Source organism: Cupriavidus sp. CuC1 (assembly GCF_044627735.1).
Lineage (GTDB): Bacteria > Pseudomonadota > Gammaproteobacteria > Burkholderiales > Burkholderiaceae > Cupriavidus > Cupriavidus ulmosensis.
Window position 1 is genome coordinate 1 of the sequence record NZ_JBIUHC010000082.1, and the last position, 18,555, is coordinate 18,555.

The 18,555-nt window shown below is 67.4% G+C and carries 16 protein-coding genes; 7 read left to right on the top strand and 9 right to left on the bottom strand.

Annotated elements, in window-relative coordinates:
* From ACGLHR_RS29890 to ACGLHR_RS29900, 3 genes are all read left to right on the top strand, one after another.
* Positions 1-1,351 (top strand): aldehyde dehydrogenase (NADP(+)) (locus ACGLHR_RS29890; RefSeq protein WP_400098131.1); only part of this gene is annotated, 1,351 nt, incomplete at its 5' end.
* Positions 1,345-1,650: a Dabb family protein gene (locus tag ACGLHR_RS29895; protein ID WP_400098132.1), complete on the top strand. Its 306-nt coding sequence runs from the start codon at positions 1,345-1,347 to the stop codon at positions 1,648-1,650. The genes ACGLHR_RS29890 and ACGLHR_RS29895, both read left to right, overlap by 7 nt.
* A 144-nt stretch (positions 1,651-1,794) precedes the next feature.
* On the top strand, positions 1,795-2,895 hold the full coding sequence (locus tag ACGLHR_RS29900; RefSeq protein WP_400098133.1) for an SMP-30/gluconolactonase/LRE family protein: 1,101 nt from the start codon (positions 1,795-1,797) through the stop codon (positions 2,893-2,895).
* 83 nt (positions 2,896-2,978) lie between these two features.
* Here ACGLHR_RS29900 and ACGLHR_RS29905 read toward each other — a convergent pair whose 3' ends face one another.
* From ACGLHR_RS29905 to ACGLHR_RS29920, 4 genes are all read right to left on the bottom strand, one after another.
* Positions 2,979-4,160 carry a mandelate racemase/muconate lactonizing enzyme family protein gene (locus ACGLHR_RS29905; RefSeq protein WP_400098134.1) on the bottom strand — a complete coding sequence of 394 codons (1,182 nt, stop codon included), beginning with the start codon at positions 4,158-4,160 and terminating at the stop codon, positions 2,979-2,981.
* Between the two features lie 53 nt (positions 4,161-4,213).
* Positions 4,214-5,209, bottom strand: a complete 996-nt coding sequence (locus tag ACGLHR_RS29910) for a Bug family tripartite tricarboxylate transporter substrate binding protein (RefSeq protein ID WP_400098136.1) — start codon at positions 5,207-5,209, stop codon at positions 4,214-4,216.
* Between the two features lie 272 nt (positions 5,210-5,481).
* Complete coding sequence (locus tag ACGLHR_RS29915; protein ID WP_400098138.1) at positions 5,482-7,038, bottom strand: UxaA family hydrolase; 1,557 nt, start codon at positions 7,036-7,038, stop codon at positions 5,482-5,484.
* 23 nt (positions 7,039-7,061) lie between these two features.
* Entirely contained in the window at positions 7,062-8,600 is a 1,539-nt protein-coding gene (locus tag ACGLHR_RS29920) for a UxaA family hydrolase (protein WP_400098140.1), read from the bottom strand.
* A gap of 264 nt (positions 8,601-8,864) precedes the next feature.
* Here ACGLHR_RS29920 and ACGLHR_RS29925 point away from each other — a divergent pair, with 264 nt between their 5' ends.
* The 3 genes from ACGLHR_RS29925 (at position 8,865) to ACGLHR_RS29935 (ending at position 11,637) form a co-directional block, all read left to right on the top strand.
* On the top strand, positions 8,865-9,923 hold the full coding sequence (locus ACGLHR_RS29925; protein ID WP_318232073.1) for a LacI family DNA-binding transcriptional regulator: 1,059 nt from the start codon (positions 8,865-8,867) through the stop codon (positions 9,921-9,923).
* 8 nt (positions 9,924-9,931) lie between these two features.
* Positions 9,932-10,975 (top strand): LacI family DNA-binding transcriptional regulator, encoded by a 1,044-nt coding sequence (locus ACGLHR_RS29930; protein ID WP_318232072.1) that lies wholly within the window; start codon positions 9,932-9,934, stop codon positions 10,973-10,975.
* Positions 10,976-11,052: 77 nt separating this feature from the next.
* A complete protein-coding gene (locus tag ACGLHR_RS29935) occupies positions 11,053-11,637 on the top strand; it encodes a gamma carbonic anhydrase family protein (RefSeq protein ID WP_400098143.1) in 585 nt (194 codons plus the stop codon).
* A 44-nt stretch (positions 11,638-11,681) separates the two neighbouring features.
* On the opposite strand, the gene ACGLHR_RS29940 is transcribed toward ACGLHR_RS29935, so the two are convergent.
* The 4 genes from ACGLHR_RS29940 to ACGLHR_RS29955 form a co-directional block, all read right to left on the bottom strand.
* Positions 11,682-12,077, bottom strand: a complete 396-nt coding sequence (locus ACGLHR_RS29940; protein ID WP_400098144.1) for a type II toxin-antitoxin system VapC family toxin — start codon at positions 12,075-12,077, stop codon at positions 11,682-11,684.
* Complete coding sequence (locus tag ACGLHR_RS29945; protein ID WP_318232069.1) at positions 12,074-12,355, bottom strand: type II toxin-antitoxin system Phd/YefM family antitoxin; 282 nt, start codon at positions 12,353-12,355, stop codon at positions 12,074-12,076. The genes ACGLHR_RS29940 and ACGLHR_RS29945 overlap by 4 nt, the downstream gene beginning before the upstream one ends.
* Before the next feature lie 152 nt (positions 12,356-12,507).
* Positions 12,508-14,250 carry an L-arabinonate dehydratase gene (gene araD / locus ACGLHR_RS29950; RefSeq protein WP_400098146.1) on the bottom strand — a complete coding sequence of 581 codons (1,743 nt, stop codon included), beginning with the start codon at positions 14,248-14,250 and terminating at the stop codon, positions 12,508-12,510.
* A 19-nt stretch (positions 14,251-14,269) separates the two neighbouring features.
* Entirely contained in the window at positions 14,270-15,358 is a 1,089-nt protein-coding gene (locus ACGLHR_RS29955) for a mannonate dehydratase (RefSeq protein WP_400098148.1), read from the bottom strand.
* 433 nt (positions 15,359-15,791) lie between these two features.
* Between ACGLHR_RS29955 and ACGLHR_RS29960 the strand changes: the two genes are divergently transcribed.
* Positions 15,792-17,186 carry an MFS transporter gene (locus ACGLHR_RS29960; RefSeq protein WP_400098150.1) on the top strand — a complete coding sequence of 465 codons (1,395 nt, stop codon included), beginning with the start codon at positions 15,792-15,794 and terminating at the stop codon, positions 17,184-17,186.
* Positions 17,187-17,202: 16 nt separating this feature from the next.
* Here the strand turns inward: ACGLHR_RS29960 and ACGLHR_RS29965 are convergent, their stop codons facing one another.
* Positions 17,203-18,555 (bottom strand): DUF1501 domain-containing protein, encoded by a 1,353-nt coding sequence (locus ACGLHR_RS29965; protein ID WP_400098152.1) that lies wholly within the window; start codon positions 18,553-18,555, stop codon positions 17,203-17,205.

The window sequence follows — 18,555 nt, forward strand, 5'->3', positions numbered from 1 at the left end:
CGCCGCCCTGCTGCGCGCGCTGGCCGCCGCGCTCGAAGCCGAACGCGAAACCCTGGTGCCGCTGGCCGACCGCGAGAGCGCGCTCGGCCTGCCGCGCCTGAATGGCGAACTGGACCGCACCGCCTTTCAGCTACGCGGCTTTGCCGATGTGCTGGAACGCGGCGACGCGCACGCCAGCCTCGACGATCCCGCCGTAGCCGGCGCACCACCCGCCGGGCGTCCGCGCTTGACCCGCGTGCGCGTGCCCGTGGGGCCGGTGGCGATGTTCTGCGCCAGCAATTTCCCGTTTGCGTTCTCGGTGCTCGGCGGCGACACCGCCGCGGCACTCGCGGCCGGCTGCCCCGTGGTAGTAAAGGCGCATCCGGCGCAGCCGGAACTGTCGCGCAAGACCGCCGCGCTGGCGCAACGCGTGGTGGCCGGGCAAGGCCTGCCTGCCGGCATCTTCGGCTTTATCGAAGGCGCAGCCATCGAGACCGGCGTGCGCCTGGTGCAGGCGGAGGCGATCGCGGCCGTGGCCTTCACCGGCTCGTTCAAGGGTGGCATCGCGCTGGCCAAGGTGGCTGCCGAGCGGCCCCACCCGATTCCCTTCTACGGCGAGCTCGGCTCCGTCAATCCGCTGGTAGTGCTGCCGGCCGCGCTGCACGGCAACAGCGCGGAGCTGGCGCAGAACCTGGCCAGCTCGATCTGCCTGGGCAGCGGCCAGTTCTGCACCAGCCCCGGCGTGATCGTGGTCGGCAAGGACGCCGCCGGCGACGCCTTCGTCGGCGCGCTGGCCGGTGCTCTGCATGCGCTCGCGCCGCACGCCATGCTCAGTGCCGGCGTTCGCTCCGCCTTTGACCAGGGCGTGGCGCGCTGGCGCGCGTCCGACAAGCTCAAGCCGCTGCTCGGCGAAGTGGCGCGCGCGGACGCCGGCGGCCTGCCGCGCCCCTACCTGGCCGAGGTCGACGCCGCGGACTTCATCGCCGATCACAGCCTGCACGAGGAAGTCTTCGGTGCCGCCGCGCTGGTGGTGCGGATCGACTCGCCGGAGCAAGCACAGCAAGTGCTGCGCGCCGTAGGAGGCTCGCTCACCGTGACACTGTGGGGCGTGGATGCCGGCAGCGAAACGCCGGACGCCGCCACGCTGGAACTCGTGCGCGCCGCCACCAAGGTGGCTGGGCGCGTGCTGTTTGCGGGCGTGCCCACCGGCGTGGCCGTGACCGACGCCCAGCACCACGGCGGCCCCTTCCCCGCGTCGACGCAACCGTTCACTACCTCGGTGGGCTACGCCGCGCTCGATCGCTTCCTGCGCCCGGTGGCGTTGCAAGATGCACCAGCCTGGCTGATTGCACGCGAGGGGGTGCCATGCTGAAGACAAGAATGCGGCATATCGTGTTGTTCCGGCGCAAGCCGGACGTGCCCAAGGACGCCACGCTGGAAGCCGCGCTCACCGCGCGCATGGCGGCCCTCGGCGCGCGCATCCCCGCGATAAGGAGCTGGCGCTTTGCCGCCAACGAGCTGGATCGTGCGATCTGCTGGGACTATGTGCTGGAGTCCGAGGTGGATGACAAGGAGGCGCTGGATGCTTATCTGTTCCATCCCTTGCACCAGGCGCTGGTGGCGGATCTGAAGCCTTACTTTGCGTGGGCTGCGGTGGACTACACGGTTTGAGGCGGCGGGGTTTTCCCGCGCATCGGGCACGACCGTCCCATTTGCTGGGAGTGCGCTGGCGATCCCGCCCCGCGAGCATCGCCAGCGCGCGCAAAGCTTCCTATTGTGTTGATTCCCGCAAGATCAAGACAAAGGAGCCCGGGCATGGAGACACAAAACGATTCGCAGCACCCTGAGCAGCACGAACTTCCGCTTCAGCAAGCCGCTTCTGCGCAGCGTCGCGGCTTCCTGAAGGGTAGCCTCGCACTGGCGGCCAGCACCGCCGCCGGTCATGCCGTAGCACAGTGGACACCTTCGCTGCGCTACCCCGACCCCAGCGTCGTCATCCTCGACCCCTCCTTCGCGAAGTACCGTCTGTTCAACGCCAGCGTGGAACAGCTCGCCACCGGCCTGCGCTGGGCCGAGGGCCCGGTGTGGATCGGCGACGGCGGCTACCTGCTTGTCAGCGACGTGGCATCCAACCGCATCATGCGCTGGGACGAGGCCGGCGGCCAGCTCACTACCTTCCGCGCGCCAGCCAACTATCCCAACGGCAACACGCGCGACCGCCAGGGCCGGCTCATCACCTGCGAAGGCGCAATCACGCGGCGCATCAGCCGTACCGAGCACAGCGGCAGAGTGGTCACGCTGGCCGACAACTTCGCAGGCAGGCCCTTCAACTCGCCGAACGACATCGTCTGCAAGTCCGATGGCTCCATCTGGTTCACCGATCCGCCCTTCCAGCTCAGCAACAACTACGAAGGCCGCATCGGCAAGCCAGAGCTGCCGCACGCGGCTTATCGAATCGACGGCGAGACCGGCAAGCTCACCCAGGTCATCAGCGACCTGGCCGGGCCGAACGGCCTGTGCTTCTCGCCGGACGAGAAAACGCTCTATGTGATCGAAGGCCGTGCCCAGGCCAACCGGCTGGTGTGGGCCTACAGCGTCGGGCCCGATGGACGCCTGACGAACCGCACCAAACATATCGACGCCAACGGCCCCGGCGCGCTGGACGGCATCAAGTGCGACGAGGACGGCAACATCTGGGCTGGCTGGGGCAGCGGCGGCGCGCCCGGCGTGGACCCGGCACCGCTGGACGGCGTGATGGTGTTCAACCCCAAGGGCAAGCCCATTGGCCATGTCCGCCTGCCGGAGCGCTGTGCCAACCTGTGCTTCGGCGGCCTGGAGAACAACCGGCTGTTCATGGCCAGCAGCCATTCCATTTACGCGCTGTACGTCAATACGCGTGGCGCTGGCGCGGCGTGACGCGAAGCGGGCGTTAAACGCAACCGGCGCGCCCTGCAGCGCGCCGGTTGCGTATGCCTTGGTGCGCTATCGCTAACGACTGCCTACGGCCTCGCCCCAAACTCCACCCTGTCCGCCGTCCAGGCGAGCGCCTGCTCGCTCAGGCTAAACCCAAGCCCCGGCCGGCTGGGCACGATCATCCTGCCGTCGCGCAACTCCAGCCGTTCGTTGAACATCGGCTCCAGCCATTCGAAATGCTCCAGCCACGGCTCCTGCGGATAGGCGGCAGCCAGGTGCAGGTGGATCTCCATGGCAAAGTGCGGCGCCAGCTTCAGGCCCTTGTAGTCCGCCAGGCTCATGATCTGCAGGAAGGGCGTGATGCCACCCACGCGCGGCGCGTCGGGCTGCACGAAGTCGCTGGCATGCGCGGTGATGAGCTGCGCGTGCTCGCCGAAGCTGGTGAGCATTTCGCCGGTGGCGATCGGCGTATCGAGCGAGGCGGCGAGCGCGGCGTGGCCTTCGATGTCGTAGGCGTCAAGCGGCTCTTCGATCCACACCAGGTTGAACTGTTCCAGCACGCGGCCGAAGCGCTGCGCGGTGGTGCGGTCCCATTGCTGGTTGGCATCCACCATGAAGGGAAAGTCGTCGCCCAGCAGTTCGCGCACCGCTTTGACGCGCTTGAGGTCGGTGGCGGTATCGGGCTGGCCGACCTTGATCTTGATGCCGCCGATGCCGTTGGCGCGGGAGGCGTCGATGTTCTTCAGGACCTGGTCCAGCGGCATCGACAGGTAGCCTCCGGAGGTGTTGTAGCAGCGCACGGAATCGCGGTGCGCGCCCAGCAGCTTGGCCAGCGGCAGGCAGGCGCGCTTGGCCTTGAGATCCCACAGCGCGATATCGAACGGGGCGATGGCCTGCGTGGTCAGGCCGCTACGGCCCATCGACGCGCCGGCCCACAGCAGCTTGTTCCAGATGCGGGCGATGTCGTTCGGATCCTCGCCGATCAACTCCGGCGCGATCTCCCTGGCGTGGGCGTACATGCCGGGGCCGCCGGCACGCTTGGAGTAGCCAAAGCCGATGCCTTCGTGTCCGTCGCGGGTACGGATCTCGGCAAAGACAAAGGCGATCTCGGTCAGCGGGCGCTGGCGCCCGGTCAGCACCTTGGCGTCGCTGATCGGGGCCGCCAGCGGCAGGGTCACCAGCGAGACTTTTACCCACGCGATACGATCGCCCGAGGCTTGTGCCGATGGCATTGGCGCGGCGGTTGCTTGATGTGAAACGTTGCTCATGATTCGTCCTTGTCTGCTCGAATTCTGTCTTGCGGCGCAGCGCATGTGCGCCGTTACTCCGGCTTGATACCGGCCTCCTTGATGACCTTGCCCCAGCGCACGGTCTCGGACTGCACGAAGCGCGCGTAGTCCTGCGAGCTGGACGCCACCACCACGAAGCCGTTGGCTTCCAGCTTGGTGCGGACGTCCGGCTGGCGGAACGCCTTCATCATCTCAGCCTCCAGCTTGTCGACGATGGGCTTGGGCGTGCCCTTGGGCGCGGACAGGCCGACCCACGATACCGCCGAAAAGCCGGGATAGCCGGATTCCGCCACTGTCGGCACATCCGGGAACAGCGCATTGCGCTGCGCGCTGGTGACCGCCAGCGCGCGCAGCTTGCCGGCCTTCACATAGGGCAGCACCGCGTCCTGGTTCACGAACATGGTGGGGATCTGGTTGGCCAGCACATCGGTCAGGGCTGGGCCGCCGCCACGGTAAGGAATGCCGACCATGTTCAGGCCCGCCGTCTGCTTGAGCAGCTCCATCGCCAGGTGGCCGGACGACGCATTGGTCACGCCGTAGTTGACCTTGCCCGGGTTGGCCTTGACGTAGTCGACGAACTCCTTGAAGGTCTTTGCCGGAAAGGCGGGGTTGACCACCAGCACGTTAGGGCCGGCGATCAGCTGCGAGATCTGGATGAAATCGCGGCTCGAATCGTAGTTGGGCTTGGGCGTCATGCCGTGCGCGATGGCGTTGCTGCCGATGCCGGAGAGCAGCAGCGTGTATCCGTCCGCGGGGGCTTTTGCCGCTTGCTCGGAGCCGATGGTGCCACCGGCGCCGCCCTTGTTCTCCACGATAAAGGGCTGCTTGAGCGCCTTGCCAAGCTGCTCGGCGATCAGGCGGCCCATGATGTCGCTGGTGCCGCCGGCCGGGAACGGCACGATCATGCGCACGGGCTTGGCCGGCCAGGTGTCGCCTTGCGCGTGCGCGGCAGCCATGATGTTTGCCAGTACGCCCGCGAGCGCCAGCGCGCAGCCGGCGAGGAAGGTTCTTTTGCTGATGAGGGTCATGCTGTGTCTCCTGCTTCTTCTAGTGATTCATTGTCCGGTTTGCTCGCTGCTCTCGCGCAGCGAATGAGGGGCGGGGGAGAGGGCGGGCGTTCACTGTGGCGATGAGATGCCAATCTGCCCGTGGACTTGCCATCGCTCCCGGCGCATGAGCCGATCTCGCTTCGGCCTGCGCCCACCCTCTCCCCCGGTTGCTCTCCCATTTCATGGGAGTGGGGAGCAAACCGTTGGTAAGTCCATTTAGTCCACCAAGTTCATCAAGTCCATTGAGCCAATCAATCCACCACGCCGATCGGCCAGGGCACGAACTCGTTCAGCCCGACCCCGAGCGCTTCGCTGCAGGTCTTCTCGCCGCAGGCGTGGCGCAGGATCTGCGCGAAGATCAGCTGGCCCATCTGTTCGATGGTGGCTTCGCCGTCGATCACCACGCCGCAGTTGATATCCATGTCCTTGACCATGCGCTGGTACATCGGCGTGTTGCTGGCCAGCTTGATGGTGGGCGCGGGCACCGAGCCAAAGCAGGAGCCGCGCCCGGTGGTGAAGCAGATCAGGTTGGCGCCGCCGGCGATCTGGCCGGTGGCGGAGACCGGGTCATAGCCCGGCGTGTCCATGAACACCAGGCCGTGCTGCGTCACCGGCTCGGCGTATTTGTAGACTTCCATCAGTGGCGCGTTGCCGCCCTTCTTGGCGCCGCCCAGGCTCTTCTCCAGCACGTTGGCGAGGCCACCGGCGTTGTTGCCGGGGCTGACGCGGCCGTTGATCTGCGTGTCGCGGCCCTTGTTGTACTCGAGCCACCAGTTGATGCGGTCGACCAGTTTCCGGCCTACCTCGGGCGTGACCGCGCGGGCGGTCAGGGTCTGCTCCACGCCGAAGATTTCCGAGGTTTCCGACAGGATCGCGGTACCGCCGTGGCGCACCAGGATTTCCATGGCCGCGCCCAGCGCGGGATTGGCCGAGAGGCCGGAGAAGCCATCGGAGCCGCCGCATTGCAGGCCAACGGTGATGTGCTCCGCCGAGACGGGCTCGCGCGTGACGGCATTGGCCTTGGACAGCATCTGCTGCACCAGCGCGATGCCGGCCTCGATGGCGCGGCGCGTGCCGCCAGCGTCTTCGATCACCAGCGTCTTGAGCATCGGGCCCGGCTGCAGGCCCTGGTCGGCCAGGAAGGCGGGCAACGCGTTGTGCTCGTGCCCGAGCGCAATCACCAGCGCGCCGACGGTGTTTGGATGGCGGATATAACCGCCGAGCGTGCGGCGCAGCAGGTCCATCGGCTCGCCGCTCATCTCCATGCCACTGCCTTGCTCGTGCACATAAGGCACCACGCCATCGACATTGGGGAAATCCACCATGCGCTGCTCGTCGAACCAGTTGGCGATCTTGCGCGCCACCGTCGCGCCGCTATGGCCAACCAGGAACACGCCGATGTAGTTGCGCGTGGCCACACGGCCATCGGCGCGCACGATGCCCATGAACTGCGCGCGCTGCGCCGGCGGCACGTAGTCCGTGGGCTTGTAGTCCAGTCCGTGGCGGTAGTCCTTCACCAGGTCGCCGAAGGCGATGTTGTGGCTGTGCATCCAGGTGCCGGGCGGCAGGTCCTCGGCCGCGAAACCGATCACCGTGTTGTATTTGAGCACCGGCTCGCCCTTGGCGATAAAGCGCGCGGCCACCTTGTGGCCGGATGGCACGAGCTGCAGCGTGACGAGGCTCTCGCTGGGCACGGCGGTGCCGGCTGGCACTTCCATGCGCGCCACCACCACATTGTCCTGGGGGTCGAGGCGGATAAACGGGTTGCGCGCGCTGTCCTGGCTATTGGGATTGGGATTGGGATTCATCTTGTTGTCCTTTGCGAGGTGGTTCAGGCGAGCACGCCGATGGGCCAGGGCACGAACTCGTTCTCGCCCACGCCCAGCGCTTCGCTGCGGGTCTTCTCGCCCGAGGCATGGCGCAGCATCTGCGCGAAAATGCGTTGCCCCATCTCCGCCACCGTGGCTTCGCCATCCACCACCGGGCCGCAATCGATGTCGAGGTCGTCCTCCATGCGCGTGAAGGTGCGCGTGTTGGAGGCCAGCTTGATGGTGGGCGCGGGCAGCGCGCCAAAGCCGGAGCCCGTGCCGGTGGACAGGCAGATCAGGTTGGCGCCGCCGGCAATCTGCCCGGTTGCGGAAACCGCTTCATAGCTGGGCGCATCCATGAACACCAGGCCGCGCGCCATGACGGGATGCGCGTACTCGTAGACCGCCGTCACGGGCGAACTGCCGGCGCGGCGCACGCCGCTGGCCGCTTTCTCCAGCGCGTTGCTCAGGCCGCTGGCGCCGCCGTCGGCACGCACTCGGCGGTTAATCTGGGTGTCGCGCCCCGCGTGGTACTGCCGCCACCACGCGATGCGTTGCGCGAGCTGGCTCGCCACCTCCGGCGTGGCAGCCCGCGCGGCGAAGCGTTGCCCCAGGCTTACCAGGTCCACGGTTTCCGACAGGATGGCGGTGCCGCCGTGCGCCACCAGCAGGTCCACCGCCGCGCCCAGCGCCGGGTTGGCCGAGATGGCACAGAGGCCGTCCGGCCCGGCGGATTGCAGGCCCACCACCAGGTGCTCCGCGCAAACCGGCTGCCGCACGTGCGCATTGGCCGCCGGCAGCATCTGCTCGACGATGGCGATGCCCGCCTCGATGGTGTTGGCGGTGCCGCCGATTTCCTGCATCACCAGCGTCTTCAGGCAAGGGCCCGCGGCCAGCTTCTCCTGCTCCAGGAAGCCGTAGATATTGTTGCGCTCGCAACCCAGCGCGATCACCAGCGCGCCGGCGATGTTGGGATTGCGGATGGTGCCCGACAAGGTGCGGCGCAGCAGGTCCATCGGCTCGCCCGTCATCTCCATGCCGCAGCCGATCTCGTGCACGAATGGCACCACGCCGTCGACATTGGGATACGCAGCCAGGCGCGACTCGGTGAACCAGTCGGCCACCTTGCGCGCGGCGGTGGCGCCGCAATTGCCCACCACGAACACGCCGATATAGTTGCGCGTGGCAACGCGCCCGTCGGCACGCACGAAGCCCTGGAAGGTGGCGCGCTGCGCGGCGGGCACGGCTTGCAGCGATGTGCTTGCGCAGACGGCCGCGCCTGGCGCATCGCTGGCCGCGTCATCCGCCGCGAGGTTGTGCGCATGCACCCAGCCGCCGGCAGGCACGTCTTCGGCCGCGCGCCCGATGGCGATGCCGCACTTGATCACCGGCTCGCCTTTGCGGATGGCCCGCGCGGCGAGCTTGTGCCCCGCGGGGATGTCCTGCAATGCGTTGGCGCCGGCTTCCGGCAGGGCCGTGCCGGCGGCGATCTCGGTGCGCGCCAACACGACATTGTCGGACTCGGCAAGGCGGACGGTCAGCTTGGATGAGGACTGGATCATGGTGTCTCGGTGAGGCTTGGCGCCAGCGTTTTTCCGGAGGATGGCGGGGCCGCTGCGCGCTCTTATGGATGCGCTTCCATTTTTCGGGATGGTGGCCGACAATACAAGCCTGCCCGGCGCCGCCCGGGCGCCGGTTTCCCATGATCTGGGACAAAGCCACAGGCGAATGCGCCCTGAAGTGATTCGCACCGATCAAACCAGGGAAAACGTGTAGCCCACGGCACCGCCCCACCTATCACCAATACCGAGACCAATACCGAGCCAATGGCAACCAACAAGGCCGCGCCAGCACAGCAAGACGACCCTGCCCCGGGCGGCGGCCGCATGGTCGACGTGGCGCGCATGGCCGGCGTATCGCGCGTGACGGTCTCGCGCGCCATCAGCCATCCGCACCAGGTCTCTCCCGCCACCTTGGCGGCCGTGCGGGACGCCATCGCCAAGCTGGGCTATGTGCCCAACCTGAACGCCGGCAGCCTCGCCTCGCGGCGCTCGCGCATCGTCGGGGCCATCGTGCCCACGCTGTCCAATGCGTGGTTTGCCGAGACCATGGACGGGCTCGGCGAAGTGCTGGAGGATGGTGGCTACCAGTTGCTGCTGGGCCAGACACGCTACCGGCAAGCGCAGGAAGAAAGCCTGATCGATGCCTTTATCGGCCGGCAGGTGGACGCGGTGGTGCTGACCGGCGTGAGCCACGCTGGCACGGTGCGCGCCAAGCTGCGCCGCTGCGGCATGCCGGTGGTGGAAACGTGGGATCTCACCGACGACCCCATCGACATGGTGGCGGGCTTCTCCAACCGGGCGGCGGGCGCCGCCGTGGCCGCGCACCTGCTGGCGCGCGGCCACCGCCATCTCGGCTTTATCGGCGCCGAGGAAGACCGCGCGCTGAAGCGCCTGGCGGGCTACCGCGAGACCATCGCCGCGCAGGGGCTGCCCGATGTGGCGGTCTGCACGGTGACGCCGCCCTCCTCCATCGCGGACGGCGCGCGCGGCCTCGTCGAGCTGGTGCGCCAGAACCCGCGACTGCAGGCCGTGTACTGCAGTAACGACACGCTCGGCGTGGGCGCGCTGCAGGCGTGCCGCGAGCAGGGCTGGGCGGTGCCGGGGCGCATGGCGGTGGTGGGCTTCTCCGACCTGGCCATCGCCGCGGCCAGCGTGCCGGCGCTGAGCAGCGTCAAGGTGCAGTCACATGAAATGGGCAGACGTGCCGGGCAGATGTTGCTGGCACGGCTTGGCGCACCGGATAGCGCACGGGATAGCGCACGCGAGCGCGAAGCCCGCATTGTCGATCTCGGCTTCAGCGTGGTTGCACGCGAGAGCAGTTGAGGCCCGCCATGAAGCACACCAAGCCCACTGATCTGCAACCGCAAACCCGTACCGGCGCCGTGCGCATGGCGGACGTGGCCCGCGCCGCCGGCGTGGCCAGCGTGACAGTGTCACGCGTGATCAACCACCCCGACACGGTCGCGCAAGCCACGCGCGAACTGGTGCAGGCCACCATCCGGCAACTCGGCTACGTGCCGGACCTGACCGCCGGCAGCCTGGCTTCCACCCGATCGAAGATCGTCGGGGCCATCGTGCCCACGCTGTCCAACGCGTGGTTCGCCGACACCATGGACGGCCTGGCCGCCGCGCTGGCGCCGCAGGGCTACCAGTTGATGCTGGCGCAGTCGAGCTATCACCCGCGCGAGGAGGCAGGCCTGGTCGACGCTTTCCTCGGCCGGCGCGTGGACGCCATCGTGCTGACGGGCGTGAGCCATGAGAAGAGCGTGCGCGACAAGCTGCGCCGGCTCGGCCTGCCGGTGGTGGAAACCTGGGATTTGACCGACGACCCGATCGACATGGCAGTGGGCTTCTCCAACGCCGGCGTGGGCGCGGCTGTGGCGCAGTACCTGTGCGAGCGCGGGCACAAGCGCATCGGCTTTATCGGCGCGGACGAGTTGCGCGCGCGCAAGCGGCTCGAAGGCTTGCAGGCGCATCTGGCCGAGCTTGGCATCGCGCCAGCCGAAATGGAATTGCTGCCACCGCCCTCCACCATCGACGCCGGCGCGCAGGCATTGACGCGGTTGCTGGAACGCGCCCCGCGCATCCAGGCCGTCTTCTGCAGCAATGACATCCTCGGCGTGGGCGCGCTGCTGGCATGCCGTCAGCACGGCTGGCAGGTGCCGGGCCGTATCGCCGTGGTGGGCTTCTCCGACCTGGCGATGGCGGCGGCCAGCTATCCCACGCTGACCACGGTGCAGGTGCAGCCGCGCGAGCTCGGCCGCCAGGCCGGCGAGGTATTGCTGCGCCGGCTGCAAGGCGCCGCGCGGCCCAGCCGCCGCGCGCAGCGGGTGATGGACCTGGGCTTTCGCATCGTGCCGCGCGAAAGTGCATAAGGACGAAAGCGCATAAGCGCATAAACGCATCGACGTACAATCTGCGCATTCCAGAAAAACAATCCAAGGAGACAAGCATGGCAGTCATCGGACCGGACGTGAGCTTGCACCCCACCGCCTACGTGCACGAATCGGCCTACCTCTATGGCAAGATCACCGTGCATGAAGGCGCTTCGATCTGGATCAATGTGGCGGCGCGCGCCGAGAGCCGGGAGATCGTGATCGGCGCCTACACGAATATCCAGGACTTCGCGATGCTGCATATCGGCGACCGCACGCCGACCCTCATCGGCAGCCACTGCTCCATCACCCACCACTGCACCATCCACGGCTGCACGATCGGCGACAACTGCCTGATCGGCATCAACGCCACCATCATGGACGGCTGCGTGATCGGCGACAACTGCATCATTGCCGGGCATGCCTTTCTCAAGGAAGGCACCGTGATCCCGCCCAACTCCATCGTGATGGGCAGCCCGGGCAAGGTCACGCGCACGCAGAACAACTATGTGCGCAACCGGCTGAATGCATTCCTGTATTACAAGAATGCGCTGGCCTATGCGCAGCAGAATTACCGGGCGTGGGAAGGCCCGGCGTTTTCGGCGCAGATGATGCGGGAGGTGGAGAGGCTGCAGGCGGAGCTGGAAGCGGCCGACGTTTGAAGACGGTCATGACGCAGGGACACGCCGCGTTCAAGGCCTCCCCACTATGCGCTGAGAACGTAGGTCTTGCCGTATTGCGCAAGCAACGCATCCTCTGTGAGCAGCACCATCGCCTCGCTCATCACTTGCGCGATCAGCATGCGGTCGAATGGATCCTTGTGATTGGCGAAAGTCGGCAAACCCTCAACCAGAAGCGCGTGTTTTGCCTCAACGGGTAGCAACTGGTAGCCTGAGAGGCGGAAGGCAACCGCGGCTTGCGCTGCGGTTATGGCTGCCGGCAACTTGCCGAGCGAACTCTTGATGGCAATCTCCCAAATGCTAGCGGCGCTGACCCAGATCTCATTCGTGGGCGCCTGGATCAACCCGCGGGCTTGGGGCGAAAGCCTTTCGTCGTCGAAGCTGGCCCAGAGCGCGATATGCGTGTCGAGCAGGAGTTTCACCGTTTGGTGCTCCCTGGCTCGCCCACGCCGAACAAGCGGGCGACCTCGTCATCGGCTGCATTGAATTGCTCCAGGCTGAAGGACTGCCAGTTGGCCAGCACGGCTTTGCCAGCCCCGATCCGGCGCGCAACGTCCTTCTCGGGTGGCAGGATGGGAACAAGTTTGGCGGCCGGCTTACCGTTGCGGGCAATCACTACCTCCTTCTCTTCGCCACTCTCGATCGCTTCCACCAGCCTGGAGAGGCCCGATTTGGCGTCGTGCATGTTCACAATCAGCATGGCAGGCTCCGCTTTATCTAGCTAATCAATTAGCTAAGCCTAGCATCCGCGGCTCGGGACCACAAGCCCACTGCTGTCGCGGTTCACCAGCCGAGCAGATCTTTGTCTCCCGCCTCCACGCCCAGGGGTGCATGACCATGCACATCCGCTCCTCAAAAGATATCCGGCTCCCGCGTCGGCTCCGTCCCCCGCAACAACGCAAAGTCACACCCTTCATCCGCCTGCGTGACCTGCTGCGCGAAGATCGCGCCATAGCCTCGCTGGTAGCGCGGCGGCGGTGGCGTCCACGCGGCGCGGCGGCACTCCAGCTCGGCATCGTCCACCAGCAACGCCAGCTTGCGCGCCGGGATATCCAGCTCGATCAGGTCGCCGGTGCGCACCAGCGCCAGCGGCCCGCCAACAAACGATTCCGGCGCCACGTGCAGCACGCACGCGCCGAAGCTCGTGCCGCTCATGCGCGCGTCGCTGATGCGTACCATGTCGCGCACGCCTTGCTGCAGCAGCTTCTTCGGGATCGGCAGCTGGCCCCATTCCGGCATGCCCGGCCCGCCCAGCGGCCCGGCATTGCGCAGCACCAGCACGCTGTTGGCGTCGATGTCGAGATCGGGTGCGTCGATGCCGGCGTTCAGCGCTGCGTAGCTGTCGAACACCACCGCGCGGCCGGTGTGGCGGTGCAGGTGCGGCTCGGCGGCGGCGGGCTTGATGACGGCGCCGTTGGGCGCGAGGTTGCCGCGCAGCACGGCGAGGCTGCCGCCGCCCACCAGCGCGCGTTCCACCGGCAGGATCACGTCGTCGTCATGCACCGGGGCGCCGGCGATGTTGTCGCCTAGCGTGCGGCCGTTGACGGTGAGTGCGCCCACACGCAGCAAGTGCCGCAAGCGCTCAAGCAGCCCGCGCAAACCCCCTGCGTAGAAGAAATCCTCCATCAGGTACTTGCCGGCCGGGCGCAGGTTGGCGATCAGCGGCGTGCTGGCGGCGAGCGCGTCAAAGCGCTGCAAATCCAGCGCCACGCCGGCGCGCCGCGCCATCGCCACCAGGTGCACCAGCGCGTTGGTGGAGCCGCCCAGCGCCAGCACGCACACCACGGCATTGTCGAAGGCCGCGGCGCTCAGCACCTTGGCGGGCGTGAGGTCTTCCCACACCATCTCGACGATGCGCCGCCCGGTCTGCACGGCCATCTGCGCATGGCGCGAGTCCGGCGCGGGAATGGATGCCGCGCCCGGCAGGGTCAGGCCCAGGGCTTCGGCGGCGCTGGTCATGGCAGAGGCGGTGCCCATGGTCATGCAGTGCCCTGGCGAGCGGGCGATGCCGCCCAGCACCTCTTCCCAGTCATCGTGCGTGATGGTGCCCGCGCGCAACTCGGCCCAGTTCTTGAACATGTCGGAGCCCGAGCCCAGCGTCTTGCCGCCGGCATTGCCGCGCAGCATGGGCCCGGCCGGCATGAAGATGGCCGGCAGGTTCATCGAGGTGGCGCCCATGATCAGCCCGGGCGTGGTCTTGTCGCAGCCGCCCATCAGCACCACGCCATCCACCGGATAGGAGCGCAGCAGCTCCTCGGCTTCCATCGCCAGCAGGTTGCGGTACAGCAGCGCGCTGGGTTTCTGGAATGGCTCGGCTAGCGACATGGCGGGCATCTCCAGCGCAAACCCGCCGGCCTGCCAGACGCCGCGCTTGACCTCCTGCGCGCGTTCCTTGAAATGCGTGTGGCAAGGGTTGATCTCGCTCCACGTATTCAGGATGGCAATGACCGGCTTGCCGCGATATTCCTCCGCGCCAAAGCCGATCTGCGCCATGCGCGAGCGGTGGTTGAAGGTGCGCATCGACTCCTTGCCGAACCAGCGGTGCGAGCGCAGTGTCTCGGGCGTCTTGCGAATGGGCTGCTGTGCCTCTGTCATGGGGGGGCCGCCGCGGTGCTTAGCCGCGCGCCGGCGTGGACCACACGCCGGCCGCCTGCAACAGTCCGCGCGTATAGCCCAGCGCGAAGGACATGAAGCGCTCGCGGTTTTCGTCAAGGTCCGACACGGGCACGTGGTCCGGGCACAGCGGGCCCTGGTAGCCGCCACGCTGGTAGGCCTTGATGGCCTGGAACATGTCGACGTCGCCTTCGTCCGGGAACACTTCCTGGAAATCGAGATAGCCGCCGCGGATATTGCGGAAGTGAACCATGAAGATGCGGCCGGTGGCGGCGAACTCCTCGATCACCGGGATCATCGCGCGGCCCGGCTCCTTGAACATCTCCGCAACGGTGCCCTGGCAGAAGTTCAGCCCGTGGTTGGCGCTTGGGCTGAGCGCGAGGAACTTGCGGATGCCGTCGGCAGAACCAATCACGTGCTCGATGCCGTTGAGGCCGCCCACCGGGTAGGCAGGGTCATGCGGATGGCAGGCCAGGCGCACACCGGCGCGGTCGGCGACGGGCACCAGTCCTTCGACCAGGAATTCGATGGCGTCCCAGCCGGCATTCTCGGTCACCGGTGGCACGTCGCGCGCCATTTTCTGGCCACACAGCATGGCGGTCTCGGCGTCGCCTTCGTCCTGGTTGGTGGGGTAGCCCACGCCCCAGTAGGAATGCTTGCGGTCGTCGTCCGCCGAGTACTCGACATAGACGAAGCCGGAGTTCTGCGCGCCGCCGCGCCCCCGCTTCAGGCCGGTGCGGGTGATGCCAACCATCTGCACGTTGTACTTGAGGCAGGTGATGCCGGCGTCGGCAGCCTTCTGGATGTTCTGCGCCAGCACGTCGCGCTGCTTGCGCGCGCCGTCGAGATCCACCAGCGAATCCAGCAGGATGGAGCCCACGTCGAGCGCGAACACGTCGAGCTTCAGGCCAAAGCCCTCCACCCACTTGCGATAGGCAGTCAGCTTGCCGGCATCCCAGGCGCTGACGCCGCCCGTGGCCGACACCAGCTCGGTGCCGCGGTTGTCCAGCACCACGCTTTCGACCCCGAGCTGGGTGGACAGGCGCAGGCGGCGCTCGTCGGGGTTGAGTAGCTGTTCGCTGATGTACATGCTGCGTCTCCTGGATACGAATTGGGGCGCGGGCGTCTTGGCCGCCACGTCGCTCCACGCTGGAGCCGGGGCATGTCCACCCGCGATGAACACGTGTCCATTCTTCTGTAAGCGGCTGCCTGCCGCAAGCGCGGAACGCGGCCGGCGCGCGCCAAACCGGCTCGGTGTCCCAGGATGTGGAAAAAGCCGGCCATCGGCACCCGGCTTGCATGGATTGGAATCAATCGGCCCGCCCGGCGGGCCGAAGCTGCACATCTCCACGGCATTTCCCAAAGGCTGGGACGCCGCCCACTCCCGGCGCCGGGCACCGCTATCTTGTTTCAAAGTCCTTCTCTAGCATGCAGCCATACACCCCGGCAGCACCCTGCCTCGGGGACGCGCCACCACACAAGGCCAGGCGCCTTCGTGCCATCAAACAAGACTGGAGACCGCCATGTCAGCCGTCATGACATCCGCCACCTCGGACGCGGCGGGTTCCGCATCCGCGGCCACATCCACCACCGCCGCACAGCCCTCGGCAGCCGCCATCGCCACCGGGCGTTACCGTTACCTGATGCTGGCCCTGATCACCATCGTGCTGGCGCTGAGCACCGGCGACCGCGCCACGTTGTCGGTGGCGGGCCCGCATATGGGCAAGGATCTCGGGCTCGATGCGGTGCAGATGGGCTGGCTGTTTTCTTCCTTCGCCTGGGCCTATGTGCTGAGCCAGGTGCCGGCCGGATGGCTGGTGGACAAGATCAGCGCCAAGCAGGCCATCGGCCTGGGGCTGGTGCTGTGGTCGCTCACCACCTTGCTGATGAGCACGGTGCACTGGTTTGCCTTTGCCTTCATTGCGCTGCTGGTGCTGCGCTTCCTGCTGGGCGCGATGGAGTCGCCGGTGGGTCCGTCATCGGGACGGGTGATCGCGGCTTGGTTTCCCTCCACCGAACGCGGCGTGGCCGGCGCGATCTTCAATAGCGCGCAGTACCTGTCGCTGGTGGTGTTCACGCCGCTGATGGGCTGGCTCGACCATCGCTTCGGCTGGCAGCACATCTTCTCGGTGATGGGCGCGCTCGGGCTGCTGCTGGCGTGGGCGTGGTATCGCCTCTATCACGCGCCGGCCGCGCATCCGCGCGTGACGCAGGCGGAGATCGACTACATCGAGCAAGGCGGCGCGCTGGTGCACCTCGGCGGCAAGAGCGCCAAGGGCAGCAAGGGCCCGACGCTGGCGCAGCTCGGCCAGCTGTTCCAGAGCCGCATGCTGGTGGGCATCTTTATCGCGCAGTACTGCATCAGCGCTATCACCTGGTTCTTTGTCTCGTGGTTCCCGAGCTACCTGGTGAACGGGCGCGGCTTCTCCATCCTGCAAGCGGGCTTCGTGGCCGCGGTGCCGGCCATCTTCGGCTTTGTCGGCGGCGTGTCCACCGGCTTCGTCTCGGACGCCCTGCTGCGCCGCACCGGCTCGCTGACGATGGCGCGCAAGCTGCCGATCACCATCGGGCTGCTGCTCAGCGCGACCATGATTGCCTGCAACTACGTCGACACCGACTGGATCGTGATCGCGTTGATGAGCATCGCCTTCTTCGGCAAAGGCTTCGGCTCGCTGGGCTGGACCGTGGTGGCCGACACCGCGCCGGCCGCCATCGTGGGCAGCACCGGCGGCGTGTTCAATGCGGTGGGCAATATTGCCGGCATCGTTACGCCGATCGTGATCGGCTACATCGTGGCCGATACGCATTCCTTCAATGGCGCCCTGGTGTACGTCGGCGCGCATGGCCTGCTGGCCATCCTGAGCTACTGGCTAATCGTGGGCAAGATCGAGCGGGTAGTGCTGCCGGCCGAAGGCTGAGCGAGCGCCAGGTCAGCTAGACCAGCCCGAGATCCACCACCCGGGCATCGGGAAACACATGCGCCAGGCGCGCGTCGTCCAGCCCGTACAGGCGCTTGAACATCCCGCCCAGCATCGCGCGGTATTCATTGAGCACCGGCCAGTCGCGATTCTGGTTCAGCGTGCGCTGCTCCACCGCCACTTGCTCGCCGGCGATGCGCCCGCCGCGCACGGCGCCGCCGGCCACCCAGTACACCGTGCCATGACCGTGGTCGGTGCCACGCGTGCCGTTCTCGCGGAAGGTGCGGCCGAACTCGGAGACCACCACCACCGTGGTCTTGCTCCACACCGGCCCGATCTCATCGGCAAAGCCGGAGATGCCGCGCCCGAGGTTATCCAGCAGGTTGGCCAGCTGCCCCTGGGCGCCGCCCTGGTTCACGTGCGTATCCCAGCCGCCGACATCGATAAAGCCGAGATTGAAGCGCTCGCGCATCAGCCCTGCCATGCGGCGCGCTTCCACCTCGAAGCCCTTGGCGCTGAGCGCGCGGCGGTTGGCCGCCTGCATTTCCTGCATGCGCCCCGCCATGTCCGGCTCGGCCTGCGCGGGCAGGCTCGCGGCCATCATGCTGTTGCGGCGTTGCATGGCTTCGGCCTCCTGCGCCACCGTCTGGCGCAGCTCGAAGCCCTCGTTGATCAGCGACTCGAAGCGCGTGCCGCGATACATCTGCGCGAGAACGCGCGTCTGGCGCTCGTCGAAGGGGGTGCGCCCGGTGCCCTTGAGCGAGACGTTGGGCACGGTGAGCGCGCCGCTCAGCACCATCGGCAGGCCGTCGGTAAAGGCAACCGGCGCGGCGCGTGCGCCCATGGACTCGGCCAGCCGGTTGAGAAAGCCGGTGCCGCGCAGCGAAGCATCGATGCGCCCGCTGCCCTTGCCGTTGCCGGCGAGCGGCAGGCCAGCCTCGACCCCGTCCTGGGTCTCGAAGTGGCTGCGCGACAGATCATCCGTGCCGGCAAACGGCACGAACGCAAGCTGCTGCTTCTGCCACAGCGGCAGCAGGCTGTCCTTGAGCGCGGGATGCAACGCCCAGGCATCGATGCCCCTGCCCGCGCCGCCATCGAAGGCCGCCGCGAGTGACAGCGCGGCGCGTGGATCGGCCAGGGCGCCCTGCGCTACCGGCCTGGCAATGGCGATGTTCGGGCGCGACGCGTAGTAGAAATCGCTGCCCGCGGGCACCAGCACATTGGTGGCATCGTAGCCACCGCGCAGGAACACCAGCAGGAAACGCGCATCGGCCTGTTGCGGCAGCGCGTACACGCGCGAGACGATGCCGGGCGCCAGCGCCGCCAGCCCGGCAAGCCCTGCGCCTTTTAGCCAGTCACGTCGTTGCAT